Raw genomic sequence first — 13,504 nt, 5'->3', positions numbered from 1 at the left:
AAAATTATAAATTTAAGCAGGGTCTGTTGACATTTCATCTATGGATTGCGTAATAGCTAAAAATTAATCCAAATAAAACGCAAAACACAGACAAGGGCAATCCTTTGTCCAGTTTTGTAATAAAGTTTGTTAAATTTCAGCCGGAATCTGAGGTGCAATTAAAGCATCTTTGATGCAGCGCAAGGCCAGATTTTTTGTTCGTTTCGTTGTTAAGCTCTATTGATTTAGAATGACTAAATTCCATAGTTCTTGCTTCGTAACGTCCAGAAAAATTGTCTTATGTCGCAACCATCTGTGAAATGTCAACAGACCCTTGTTTTGTACACTAACATAAAATGAGTTGATAAGGAATTTCATCTCTTCTGTGTAATAGCTCATCTCGAGCTTGTGTGAATTGTTTACCCTATTCGGAACATATCAAGCATGACTTCAAATTTTTCACAACTCAGCACAGATGCTTTATCTCCGGGGCAACTACCTGAATCCGTTAAAGCATTGTTAAAACGTGCTCACATCAACAGATATCCAAAACGAACCACAATTGTTGATGCCGGAACAGAGTCAAAATCTTTATATTTAATTTTAAAAGGCTCAGTTTCAATTATTTTACGTGAAGACGATGAACGTGAAATTGTTGTGGCATATTTGAATCCTGGTGACTTCTTTGGGGAAATGGGGCTTTTCGAACCGAACCCTCAACGTACAGCTGAAGTTCGTACCCGTGATGTCTGTGAAATTGCGGAAATTTCATATGACAACTTCCACGAACTGAGCAAACAGTATCCAGATCTCAGCTATGCCGTTTTCGCGCAACTCGTTCGTCGTTTAAAAAATACAACTCGTAAAATGACCGATCTTGCATTTATTGATGTGTCAGGCCGTATTGCGCGTTGCTTAATCGACCTATCTTCACAACCAGAAGCAATGATCTTGCCGAATGGCCGTCAAATTCGTATTACTCGACAAGAGATTGGACGCATTGTCGGGTGTTCACGAGAAATGGTTGGCCGTGTATTAAAGACCTTAGAAGATCAAGGTATGATTCAAACTGACGGTAAAGCTATTCTAATTTTTGATACTTCATTAGAAGAAACTCCAGTCACTGATGAAGACTATGATGACGAAGAATAATTACTCGTAATTATTGAATAAAAAGCAAACTTCGGTTTGCTTTTTTTATATGCAACAATGAGTTAATACACAAAGCTTACAAACTATTCTGTTTTTATGATTTAAGTTGAATACATATTCTCCGTTAGGCTAACTTAAAATTTCTTAAGGATTTCGCAGTATGCAATTTAAACCACTTGGTCACACTGGCATTAACCTTCCTGAAATTTGCTTAGGTACCATGACATTTGGTGAGCAAAATACTCAACAAGAAGCTTTCGAACAACTCAATTACGCTTTAGAACACGGTTTATATTTTTGGGATACGGCAGAGATGTATTCCGTGCCTCCTAAGCCAGAAACATATGGAGCAACCGAAACCATCTTAGGCAATTGGTTTGCACAGCATGGTCAGCGCGATAAAGTATTCCTTGCTTCAAAAATTGCAGGTCCCGGCTTTGGTGGAACACATATTCGAGACGGCCATACCAAGTTTAATAGTGAACATATTTCACAAGCGATTGATGGCTCTCTCAAACGCTTAAAAACTGATTATATTGATCTTTATCAATTACATTGGCCTGAACGCCATACCAACTTCTTTGGAACGCTCGCTTATGGTAATCAGCAAGCCCAAAATGATTATGACACTACTCCCTTAGAAGAAACATTACTCGCTCTCCAAAAAGAGATTAATCGAGGCCGCATTCGTTACATCGGCTTATCTAATGAAACACCGTGGGGCACCATGAAGTTTCTTCAGCTTGCTGAAAATTTAGGTGTGAGTAAATTTGTGAGTGTGCAAAATCCGTATAGTCTGCTTAATCGCACCTATGAAATCGGTATGTCAGAAATTGCCAAATATGAAGGTGTAGGTTTACTTGCATACTCTCCTCTTGCTTTTGGTTATTTAACTGGCAAATTTAGAAATGGGGCTCGACCAGCCAATGCCCGCGTTACACTCTTCCCTCGCTTTAGCAGATACAGCAATCCGCAAAGTGAATGGGCAACTGAACAATATGCACAGCTTGCTGAAAAGCATGGTTTAAGCCTGACTCAATTGGCTCTGGCTTTTATTAAGCAGCAATTTTTTGTGACGAGTACAATTATTGGTGCAACCAATTTAGATCAGCTCAAAGAAAATATCCAAGCTTTTGAAATCGAGCTTTCACCAGAGATTTTACAAGGCATTGAGACTATTCATATACAACAGCCTAATCCTGCTCCTTAAAAAACAAAAACGGATGCTCAAGCATCCGTTTTTAACATCAGTTCTATAAGTGTTAAAACTTACTTACGACCATTATAAATAGCTAATGCCGCAGGTAAATTCTTACGCATGTCATTAATACGTTGAGCGTTTGATGGGTGAGTAGACAAGAAAGATGATCCACTGCCTTCAAGCTTGTTCATTTTTTCCCAAAGCGTAATCGCTGCATTCGGGTTATAACCTGCACGCGCCATTAGCATTAAACCACCTTGGTCAGCACGGCTTTCCAAACTACGAGAATATGGCAGACCCACACCTACTTGCGTGCCTAACTGAGCCGCAGCCGCGCCTAGTTGACTCACATTACCACCATTAATCTGACTTAAGCCAATATTTAACGCTAAATCAGTTAAAGCTTGTGCGCCAATTTTACTTTTTGCATGCTCTTCCAAGGCGTGAGTCATTTCATGGCCCATAACTGCTGCAATTTCAGCATCAGTCAAGTTCAGTTTATTTACAATACCTGTGTAGAACACGACCTTGCCACCAGGTGCAACGTAAGCGTTAATCGTATCTGACTTCAATACAGCCAATTGCCAACTAAATGGCTGGCCTGTCTGATTCATTTGATTCGCATAAGGTTTTAAACGGTTAAAAACCGCATTAATACGGTTATAGGTACTTGAACTTGTATCTAAAGCACCTTTACCACGCGCTTCCTGCACCATTTTATTGAAACTTTGTGCAGATTGAGCATTTAAGGTTGCAGTATCTGCACCTGCCATATCAGCCATTGTGGCACAACCAGAAATTGTTACTGCACCTGCTGCGCACAAGCTTAGAACGAACTTTTTATTCATTAACATGGGTCACCTAAATCGTTAAAAAACTGTTTATTCTTTTGCACTTATTATAAGAAATACCACTCACGCTTTAAATCTCTCATTTCTTCACGATCATAGTATTTATGTAACGGTCAATTAGATAAAGTCATCAAATAAATCCAGAATATTAAACATATTATGTTTAAACCAAGATAAACGTGACTTAAAGTCTTAACTTTCTCTTCAAGATTAGGATTTTTCCTCTTCCAGAGTAAATAACTGTTTTGTATGAGAACAACAGGGATGAGGACACAAGCAATCAGGACAGAAAGACTCATAAATGCCGTCATGAAGAAGTCCGGATTATAATTTTGACCATAAATAATCAGCATTGCTAATGTGGGTGAACCACCTATAGCAAATAAAAAAGAATAAAAAATGGTTTTTGAAATAGTGGGTTGCAGCTTCATCCTGAGCCTATGATTCCTGAACTATATATCATGTTTTAATCTGAATCGAACCAAACCAAAACTGCACTTTAGTAGGGTATAAAAAAAGCCCCCTTTTAGGAGGCTATTTTTATCTTTGCGAATTACGCAGAGAATGGATGACGTAAAATGATTGTTTCTGCACGGTCTGGACCAGTTGAAACGATATCAATCGGACATTCGATTAATTGTTCAATACGTTTTACATAAGCCAAAGCATTTGCAGGTAATTGGTCAATGCTCGTTAAACCAACAGTTGACTCGCTCCAACCTGGCATAGTTTCATAAATTGGTTTCAAGCATTCGAAAGAAACCGCATCAGAAGAACCTACACAACCTGAATCTGTATTTTCATAACCCACACAGATTTTCACTTCTTCTAAACCATCTAAAACGTCAAGTTTAGTTAAGCAAATACCTGAAAGTGAGTTTACATCTACAGAACGGCGTAAGATTTCAGCATCAAACCAACCACAACGACGTTGACGACCAGTAGAAGCACCGAACTCATGACCTACAGTACCCAAATGTTTACCAATTGGGTCACCAGAATCACTTGCAGCATCGTAAACCAATTCAGTTGGGAACGGACCAGCACCTACACGTGTTGTATAAGCTTTCGTAATACCTAATACATAATCAAGATGTAAAGGACCCATACCTGAACCAGAACTTACACCACCAGCAGTTGTATTTGAGCTGGTAACATACGGATAAGTACCGTGGTCGATGTCTAGAAGTGAACCTTGAGCGCCTTCAAACATTACAGCCTTACCTTCTTTGCGATAGTCATGTAATACTTTAGTTACGTCAATCACTAATGGAGCAAGAACTTCACGCCATTGGTTGCAAAGAGCTAATACGTCTTCAAATTTAACCGCTTCTACACCGTAGAACTGAGTCAATTGGAAGTTATGTAGCTCTAGCATTTCGGCTAGTTTTTCTTCTAACGCTGCACCACCACGAACAAGGTCAGCAACACGCACTGCACGGCGCGCAACTTTATCTTCGTACGCAGGGCCGATACCACGACCTGTAGTACCGATTTTAGCGTTACCACGTTTCTTCTCACGTGCCTGATCAAGAGCAATGTGGTTAGGCAAAATAAGTGGACAGTTTGGAGAAATGCGTAGACGCTCCTTAACCGGAACACCTTCAGCTTCCAAAATTCCCATTTCTTCAATTAATGCTGCTGGTGAAAGCACCACGCCATTGCCAATTAAGCACAATACGTTTTCACGTAAAATGCCTGATGGAATGAGGTGTAATACAGTCTTTTTACCACCTACGACAAGAGTATGACCTGCGTTATGTCCGCCTTGATAACGTACTACCGCAGCCGCCTGATCTGTGAGCAGGTCGACGATTTTACCTTTACCTTCGTCGCCCCATTGGGTACCAAGTACCACAACATTTTTGCCCATAATAGCCTCATTACATCATGCTGTTAAAATTGGAAACCATTAGTAAAAAACTTACTGCTGGCGTTTAAATCTTTTCAATATTCCATTGTCCGTTTTGCAATACCAATTGATGTGTTGCATAAGGAATAGAACTTAAATCATCATTACCTAACAATTGAACTACACGTAAACCCTCTGAACGCGCATTCGCAATTGCTTTAAGTAAATCAGCTTCTGTACCTTTAGGTGCCACTACAGTTTCGATTTCGGCAAACTGGTTCGCACCTAAAGCATATAAATCACAACTAAAACCGGTAGCCGGACGTGCACGACCGAAGTGTTCCCCAATACCATCATAACGGCCACCTTGCGCTAAAGGTGCAGCACGATTTGGTGCATAAACTGCATACATCAAACCAGTGTGGTAGTGGTAACTGCGAAGTTCAACCACGTCAATTCCAACATTAAGTGCTGGCCAACGGTTTTTAATCTGTTCGAGAGTGGTTTTAAGTGCATTTAATGCAGCATCAAATTCAGCATCTTTTAAAATATCTGCACTTAAATGCGCTTGTAAGGCATCTAAATCACTTGCATAACGGCCAAGTGCATAGAAATCTGAACCCATATTTAAATTTTGGGTAAATTCAGCTAACTCAGGTAATGCTTTTCTTTGATAAAGATCAGATAACTCATGCTCTTCATTTTTAGAAAGACCAGCATATTTTACTAAGCTACGAAATAGGCCTACATGCCCTAAGTCTAAATGTGCGCCTTGCAAAGTATAGGCATTTTCAATCAGACCAAGCATCACGTCGACCATTTCGACATCAGCTTCAATACTATCGTGCCCATATAACTCTGCGCCTAATTGTAAAGGTGCGCGAGTCGCATTGAAATTTTGTGGTTTTGTATGTAATACAGTCCCTGCGTAACAGTAACGTGCAACACCTTCAACAGGTCTTACATGTGCATCAATACGTGCAACTTGCGGTGTCATATCAGCACGGATACCGAGTAAACGGCCTGAAAGCTGGTCAATCACCTTAAAAGTTACTAAATCCAGGTCTTGATTTGATTCTGATAATGAAGACAACGATTCGATGTATTCGATAAATGGTGTATATACCAGTTGATAACCTCGTACTGCGAGGAAATCTATAGCTTCACGGCGAAGTTTTTCAATGACTTGCGCCTGTTCCGGCAATACATCTGCTACCCCGTCAGGCAGCAACCATGTCTCTGAAATGGTCATATTTCAAGCCTAAAATCTGATCAACGTGGAACGACCCCACATAAAAAAATCGGGAACACACCCGATTTCTCTTAGTGTAGCATGATACTTTGTGCCATGCACCTGACAATTTGCATAAATCTTTCTTAATAAACTCTAAAGTCAAAAAGTAGACTCTATGAATTAAAAATAATATTCAAAGACTTATTGTTTTTGACTTCCATTATCAATAAAAGTTCTTAGACCAAAGAATGGGGCAATAACTGAACTATCACCCGGTTTCCAATTAACCAAATTTAACTTTTGAAAGAATCACACAAATCCAATAAACGATTTGCATAGCCCCACTCATTATCATACCAAGCAAATACTTTGGCTTGATGTCCAACAACCATGGTTTGAGTTAAATCAACAATAAGTGAATAGGGCGAATGATTAAAATCACTTGAAACTAATGGTTCATCTGTTACAGCCATAATTTCTGCATAATCTGTTTGAGATGCTTTAATCAGCAATTCATTAATATGATGGACCGTAATTGGAGATTGCGCGATAAACGTTAAATCAATTGCCGCTACATTAATGGTAGGTACCCGAATTGAGTAACCATCAATACGGTCTTCCATTTTTGGCATCACACGCTTTAAAGCACCAAGCGCACTAGAAGTAGTCGGGATAATGTTTTGTCCAGAAGCTCTAGCACGACGCAAATCACGATGCGCATGATCAAGCACAGACTGATCTGCTGTTACCGCATGAATTTCGGTCATAAGCGCTGTTTCTATGCCAAATGCATCATCAATGATTTTAACCAGTGGAACTAAAGCCTGTGTCGTACATGACACACTCGATATAATCTGATCAGTCGCTTTCACATCAGCATGGTTAACACCATAAACAATTGCAGCATCAACATGATCAAAAGGCGCAGCGCCAATAATGACCCTTTTAGCCCCTGCTTCTAAATGGCGGGTAGCATCAGCATGGGAGCGGAATAAACCTGTACACTCAAGTACAACATCAATTTTTAAACTTGCCCACGGTAAAAGTTCCGGCTGTTTTTGCTGCAAAACTTCAACCTTTAAGAGTCTCTGGTTAGATTGAATATTTAAATAAATCTTTTCATTTTCAATGGTGATATCAACTTTGCCATTAAAACGACCATGCGTTGAGTCATATTTGAATAAATGTACCAGTGTATGTACATCTGCTATATCGTTAATCGCCACGATTTCAAAATGAAATTGTTTCGGGCTCTCAAACCAGGCACGTAAAACATTACGTCCAATCCGGCCAAACCCATTAATGGCGATACGTTGCATGACCTATCCTTATCTACAAAACGAGAAGCGAAAGAAGGCATATAGTAAAACACGTCATGGCTAATTGAATATAGATTTTTAGCCAAATCACAGTTTTGTAAGATATTCCCTCTAAAATCGTTGGTTCGGTGGGGTTTTTCCGTTACAATTTAGCGTTTTTTAAAAATAAGCCCCGTATCACGTGCGAGTTTTATGAACAAATAAACTTGTGGTGATGCTTTTAGCCAAATTCGAAAATATGGAGTGACTTGGTTGTGAGTACTCGTTTAATGACATCTGCTGAAATTCGTGAAGCATTTTTGCGCTACTTTGAAACGCAAGGGCATACACGTGTTGCATCGAGTTCTCTTGTTCCTGCCAACGACCCAACTTTATTATTTACAAATGCTGGGATGAACCAGTTTAAAGACTGTTTTTTAGGTCTTGAAAAACGTGATTATGTACGTGCAACAACATCACAAAAATGTGTACGTGCAGGCGGTAAACATAACGATTTAGATAATGTTGGTTATACAGCTCGTCACCATACATTCTTTGAAATGTTGGGTAACTTCTCATTTGGTGACTATTTCAAACGTGATGCTCTCAAGTTCGCATGGGAATTTTTAACTAGCGAACAATGGCTTGCTTTACCGAAAGATAAACTTTATGTCACGGTTTACCATACTGATGACGAAGCTTATGACATTTGGAATAAAGAAATCGGCCTAGCACCAGAACGTATTATCCGTATTGGTGATAACAAAGGCGAAAAATACGCATCAGATAACTTCTGGGCAATGGGTGATACAGGTCCTTGCGGTCCATGTTCAGAAATTTTCTTCGACCACGGTGAACACATTTGGGGTGGTTTACCTGGCTCACCTGAAGAAGACGGTGACCGTTTCATTGAAATCTGGAACAACGTTTTCATGCAGTTTAACCGTACTGCTGATGGCGTACTTCACCCACTCCCTGCTCCATCTGTAGATACAGGTATGGGCTTAGAGCGTATTTCTGCCGTATTGCAACATGTTAATTCAAACTATGACATTGACCTGTTCCAACACTTATTAAAAGCTGCTGCAAACATCATTGGTATTGAAGATGAAGGTCAGCCTTCTTTACGTGTAGTTGCAGACCATGCCCGCTCTTGCTGCTTCTTAATTGCTGATGGTGTAAACCCAAGTAATGAAGGACGTGGTTATGTATTACGTCGTATTATCCGCCGTGCTGTCCGTCACGGTAACAAGCTTGGCGCAACAGGTACGTTCTTCTACAAAATGTTGCAACCATTAATTGAAGTAATGGGACAGGCTTATCCTGAGTTAGAAGCTCGCCGTGAAGTCATTGAAGCAACATTAATTCGTGAAGAAGAACAGTTTGCTAAAACCTTAGAGCAAGGTTTAAAACTTCTTGAAGGTGAACTTGCTCAGTTAAAAGATAAAACTATTCCGGGTGCGACTGTATTTAAACTTTACGATACTTATGGTTTCCCAACAGATTTAACTGCTGATATTGCACGTGAACGTGGCTTTATTATTGATGAAGCAGGTTTTGAAGTTGAAATGGCTGCACAGCGTCAACGTGCGCGTGATGCTGGTAAATTTGCTGTTGACTATAACAACATTGTAAAAGTTGAAGGCGAAACTCAGTTCGACGGTTATACCAACACAACCGGTCAAGGCCAGATTGTAGCGATCTATAAAGATGGCGTACAAGTTGATGAAGTTTCTGAAGGCGACGAAGCACTTATCGTTTTAAACCAAACTCCTTTCTATGCTGAAAGCGGTGGTCAGATTGGTGATACTGGTATCTTCAAAAACGAAACAGGTATTTTTGAAGTTCAGGATACGAAAAAGTCTGGTGGTGCCTTTGTTCATCAAGGTATTGTGACTGTTGGTAACCTTAAAACCAGTCAAAATGTAGAAGCGATTGTTAAAGCCGACATTCGTGAAGCTACTGCGCGTAACCACTCAGCAACTCACTTGTTGCATGCTGCCCTTCGTCAAATTTTAGGTTCGCATGTACAACAAAAAGGCTCTTTGGTTGCAAGTGATATCTTACGTTTTGACTTTGCAAATGACCAACCTGTGTCATTTGAACAACTACAACAAGTTGAACGTCTCGTAAATGCTGAAATCATTGCAAATACTGCTGTAACAACTGAACTACTCGACATTGAAACTGCGAAAGCAAAAGGCGCAATGATGTTGTTCGGTGAAAAATACGGTGATGAAGTTCGTGTGCTCTCTATGGGCTCAGTCATTGACGAGAAAAACTTCTCAATCGAACTTTGTGGCGGAATTCACGTAAAACGTACAGGTGATATTGGTTTATTCAAAATCACTTCTGAAGGTGGTGTGGCTGCCGGCGTACGTCGTATTGAAGCAGTGACCGGTACTAAAGCATTAGAAGTAGTACAAAAAGCTGATCATGATATCCAGCACATTAATAGCTTATTAAAAGCACAGAAAGACCAAACGGTTGAGCGTGTACAAGCTAATGTAGAATTGGTTTCTGCATTACAAAAGCAGATTGAACAACTCAACCAAAAATTGGCAAACTTCCAAGCGGCTGATTTGATTGACCAAGTTCAAACTATTGCTGGTCGTCAAACGCTTATTACTACTGTTCAGGGTGTTGATGCTAAAGCGCTTCGCAACTTACATGACAGTGTAAAATCAAAATTAGAGAACGCAGTGATTGTGTTAGCAGGTGTAGAGGGTGACAAAGTCAGCCTGCTTGCATCAGTCGCGTCGCAATACACTGCAAATCTAAAAGCAGGTGACATCATCAAACATCTAGCGACCGAGTTAGGTGGTAAAGGTGGTGGTAAACCTGACTTAGCACAAGGTGGCGCGCCACTTAACGAGAAGTTTGGACAAGTTATGGCAGCATTACCTGCTTGGCTTGAACAAAAATAAGACTTCACTTTTTGTGTAACTGACCCTGACAAGCCTCTCAGGGTCATGGCTTATATGGAACAACTATGGCATTAATCGTTCAAAAATATGGCGGTACTTCTATGGGTACCCCCGAGCGCATTTTAAATGTTGCTCGTCGTGTGAAGCGTTGGCATGATCACGGTCACAAAGTTGTTGTGGTCGTATCTGCAATGAGTGGTGAAACAAACCGCTTACTTGCCCTCGCTAAAGCCATTACCGAAACACCTGACCCACGTGAGTTAGACCAAATGGTTTCAACCGGTGAACAGGTGACGATTTCCATGTTAGCTATGGCACTTAATTCGATTGGTGTGGAAGCTAAATCCTATACCGGACGTCAAGTCGGTATTAAAACTGACAGTGCATTTACTAAGGCGCGTATTGAGTCGATTGACACAGATGTCATGACCAATGACCTAGATGCGGGCCGTGTTATTGTAGTTGCAGGCTTCCAAGGCTTCGATGCCAACGGAAATACTACAACTCTAGGACGTGGTGGTTCAGATACTTCTGGTGTTGCCATTGCAGCTGCCCTAAAAGCAGATGAATGCCAAATTTATACTGACGTTGATGGGGTTTATACTACAGACCCTCGTGTTGCCCCTAAAGCGAAGAAAATCGATCGCATTTCTTTTGAAGAAATGCTAGAAATGGCATCATTAGGTTCTAAAGTTTTACAGATTCGCTCAGTAGAATTTGCCGGAAAATATCAAGTTCCTTTACGCGTATTATCAAGTTTTGATAATGATGACGACGGCGCATTTGACGACGAATTTAAAGAAAATGTAGGTACACTCATTACTACTGAGGCAGAAGACACTATGGAACAGCCAATCATTGCAGGTATCGCTTTTAACCGTGACGAAGCAAAATTAACAATTTTAGGTGTACCTGATGAACCGGGTATTGCTTCTAAAATTTTATCACCAGTAAGTGATGCCAACATTGAAGTGGATATGATAGTCCAAAATGTTGAAGAAGATGGCACAACAGATTTCACGTTTACTGTAAACCGTGTTGATTTAGCAAAAGCTGAAAAAATCTTAAATGAAACTGCCAAAAATATTGGTGCACGTGAAGTTTCAACACGCGATGACATCGTTAAAGTATCTATCGTGGGTGTAGGTATGCGCTCGCATGCGGGTGTAGCAAGCAAAATGTTTACTGCCCTTGCTGACGAAGGTATTAACATCCTTATGATTTCAACATCTGAAATTAAGGTTTCTGTCATTATTGATGAAAAATACCTTGAGCTTGCAGTTCGTTGCTTACATACCGCTTTTGGTTTAGATCGTGAACATGGTGAAAGCAGCGCACGCGCTTAATTTTACCGAACGGTCAAGAATTCATTAAAAAATGTTTACTTGTCCGACAATAATCAAAGAAAACACAGAGCCGCTATAGTTTTTTTTATAGCGGCTCTGTTATATTAAACGGAAAGTTTTTTGGCAGTGATTATCAAAATATGACTTTGTTCTCATATTTCTGTTAGAATCTGACTGAAAACTGAGGTTGAGCTTTTTATTTGGGTACCAATATTGCAGTTTTAAGCGTTTAGCAAGGAGATAAACATGCTGATTCTGACCCGCCGTGTCGGGGAAACATTAATGATTGGGGATCAAGTCAGTGTTACTGTGCTTGGCGTCAAAGGAAACCAAGTTCGAATTGGTGTAAATGCACCAAAAGAGGTTTCTGTTCATCGCGAAGAAATTTATCAACGTATTCAACATGAACGTGCAATGCATGAACACCTTCAACATCTTGATCAAGATTATCAAGTTTCATATGAAGATGATAATTATGCACAGAAAAACTTCAATCGTTAGTATGAAGTTGTTCTCTCCCTAATTAAAGCGACTTTATAGTCGCTTTAAATTTTTTGGGAATATATAAATTTATAGTCCTAATGCCCGTTTTACAGGTGCATAACTACGACGGTGTTGATCAATCACGCCATGAGCAGCAATGGCTTCAAAGTGTGCTTTGGTTGGATACCCCTTATGCTTGGCAAAACCAAATAATGGATATTGTTGATCTAATTCTGCCATTTGACGATCACGCGTAACTTTAGCCAAGATACTCGCCGCACTAATTTCGGCATGGCTTGCATCTCCCCCTACAATCGCCTCACAAGGAATAATAATTCCTTTGGGGATTTGATTGCCGTCTACAATTACCTTTTGAGGTTGTGTTTTCAGACCTTCCACTGCACGTTGCATAGCCAAAAAAGTTGCCTGCAAGATATTCAGCTCATCAATTTCTGCATGTGTAGCTTCTGCTATTGACCATGCTAAAGCTTTTTCTTGAATTTCAATAAACAACTTTTCACGTTTCTTTTCAGTTAATTTTTTAGAGTCGTTTAATCCTAAAATTGGATTATTCGGATCTAAAATAACAGCTGCAGCAACAACCGAACCCACTAATGGGCCTCGTCCTGCCTCATCTACGCCTGCAACAAACATGTATACTCCAATGAAAAAGAGGCCGATTTATAAGAATCGGCCTTCTTTAATGCTTAAAACATCAATTATTTTTGTAAAGCTTCTGCCACACAAGCATTTACAGTTTTAGAAACCACTTGGTTTACGATTGTAGCACGTGCATTCACGTCAAGCGCAGCAGCAGCTAATTCTACTGCAGTCACACTATTTGGTGCTTTTTCACTTACACAGCCGCAAACATTCGTTTGGATGCTATCACGCTGTTCAGCAGTCATATATTTTGTTGCTGTCTTCCATGCAGCAACATTATTAATTTCTGTAATACATTTCGCATTAACAGCAACTTTTAATGCAGCTACGCCTAACTGTTGAGTTGTTGTTTGTGCAGAAGCACCGCCAGTACCGGTACCTGTAGTGGTTGCACATGCAGTTAAAGCTAAAACAACTGGTGCTACAGCGAGCATCAATTTTTTCATCATTTTTTCCTTTGATCGAACGTAAGCAGCGCGTATTTTGCCTAAACTTGTGCTTAGAAGAAACAAATAAAT

General features: G+C 40.0%; 12 protein-coding genes and 1 pseudogene. 5 read left to right on the top strand and 8 right to left on the bottom strand.

All coding sequences use genetic code 11. The annotated features are described in order from the left end of the window. Window positions 1-63: 63 nt before the first annotated feature. Window positions 64-183 (bottom strand): annotated as a pseudogene (locus EG365_RS19395) (hypothetical protein). Between the two features lie 240 nt (window positions 184-423). On the opposite strand from EG365_RS19395, the gene crp reads away from it, so the two are divergent. Together crp and EG365_RS14455 are read left to right on the top strand one after the other, a co-directional pair. Then, complete coding sequence (crp, locus tag EG365_RS14460) at window positions 424-1,131, top strand: cAMP-activated global transcriptional regulator CRP (protein ID WP_000203217.1); 708 nt, start codon at window positions 424-426, stop codon at window positions 1,129-1,131. A 160-nt stretch (window positions 1,132-1,291) separates the two neighbouring features. Next, entirely contained in the window at window positions 1,292-2,341 is a 1,050-nt protein-coding gene (locus tag EG365_RS14455) for an NADP(H)-dependent aldo-keto reductase (protein ID WP_001159802.1), read from the top strand. A 59-nt stretch (window positions 2,342-2,400) separates the two neighbouring features. On the opposite strand, the gene EG365_RS14450 is transcribed toward EG365_RS14455, so the two are convergent. The 5 genes from EG365_RS14450 to gap all read right to left on the bottom strand — a co-directional run bounded on the left by EG365_RS14450 (window position 2,401) and on the right by gap (window position 7,588). After that, entirely contained in the window at window positions 2,401-3,180 is a 780-nt protein-coding gene (locus EG365_RS14450) for a M48 family metallopeptidase (protein ID WP_001034598.1), read from the bottom strand. 116 nt (window positions 3,181-3,296) lie between these two features. Next, entirely contained in the window at window positions 3,297-3,614 is a 318-nt protein-coding gene (locus tag EG365_RS14445) for a hypothetical protein (RefSeq protein ID WP_000776215.1), read from the bottom strand. A gap of 122 nt (window positions 3,615-3,736) precedes the next feature. Further along, window positions 3,737-5,056, bottom strand: coding sequence for an adenylosuccinate synthase (locus EG365_RS14440; protein WP_000517792.1), 1,320 nt, complete (start codon window positions 5,054-5,056; stop codon window positions 3,737-3,739). A gap of 64 nt (window positions 5,057-5,120) precedes the next feature. Further along, on the bottom strand, window positions 5,121-6,287 hold the full coding sequence (locus EG365_RS14435) for an ATP phosphoribosyltransferase regulatory subunit (RefSeq protein WP_000155680.1): 1,167 nt from the start codon (window positions 6,285-6,287) through the stop codon (window positions 5,121-5,123). Window positions 6,288-6,562: 275 nt separating this feature from the next. Next, window positions 6,563-7,588 carry a type I glyceraldehyde-3-phosphate dehydrogenase gene (gap, locus tag EG365_RS14430; RefSeq protein ID WP_001188823.1) on the bottom strand — a complete coding sequence of 342 codons (1,026 nt, stop codon included), beginning with the start codon at window positions 7,586-7,588 and terminating at the stop codon, window positions 6,563-6,565. Window positions 7,589-7,857: 269 nt separating this feature from the next. Here gap and alaS point away from each other — a divergent pair, with 269 nt between their 5' ends. From alaS to csrA, 3 genes are all read left to right on the top strand, one after another. After that, window positions 7,858-10,494, top strand: a complete 2,637-nt coding sequence (gene alaS / locus EG365_RS14425; RefSeq protein WP_000199457.1) for an alanine--tRNA ligase — start codon at window positions 7,858-7,860, stop codon at window positions 10,492-10,494. 65 nt (window positions 10,495-10,559) lie between these two features. Beyond that, complete coding sequence (locus tag EG365_RS14420) at window positions 10,560-11,840, top strand: aspartate kinase (RefSeq protein WP_001185176.1); 1,281 nt, start codon at window positions 10,560-10,562, stop codon at window positions 11,838-11,840. Window positions 11,841-12,086: 246 nt separating this feature from the next. Next, window positions 12,087-12,341 carry a carbon storage regulator CsrA gene (gene csrA, locus EG365_RS14415; RefSeq protein ID WP_000906487.1) on the top strand — a complete coding sequence of 85 codons (255 nt, stop codon included), beginning with the start codon at window positions 12,087-12,089 and terminating at the stop codon, window positions 12,339-12,341. A 69-nt stretch (window positions 12,342-12,410) separates the two neighbouring features. Here the strand turns inward: csrA and rnhB are convergent, their stop codons facing one another. Next, window positions 12,411-12,977, bottom strand: coding sequence for a ribonuclease HII (gene rnhB / locus EG365_RS14410; RefSeq protein ID WP_000495836.1), 567 nt, complete (start codon window positions 12,975-12,977; stop codon window positions 12,411-12,413). Window positions 12,978-13,042: 65 nt separating this feature from the next. Next, on the bottom strand, window positions 13,043-13,432 hold the full coding sequence (locus EG365_RS14405) for a hypothetical protein (RefSeq protein WP_000735756.1): 390 nt from the start codon (window positions 13,430-13,432) through the stop codon (window positions 13,043-13,045). Window positions 13,433-13,504 lie beyond the last annotated feature (72 nt).

The organism is Acinetobacter sp. FDAARGOS_494 (assembly GCF_003812225.1).
GTDB lineage: Bacteria > Pseudomonadota > Gammaproteobacteria > Pseudomonadales > Moraxellaceae > Acinetobacter > Acinetobacter baumannii.
This window is presented reverse-complemented; position numbering and strand designations above follow the sequence as displayed.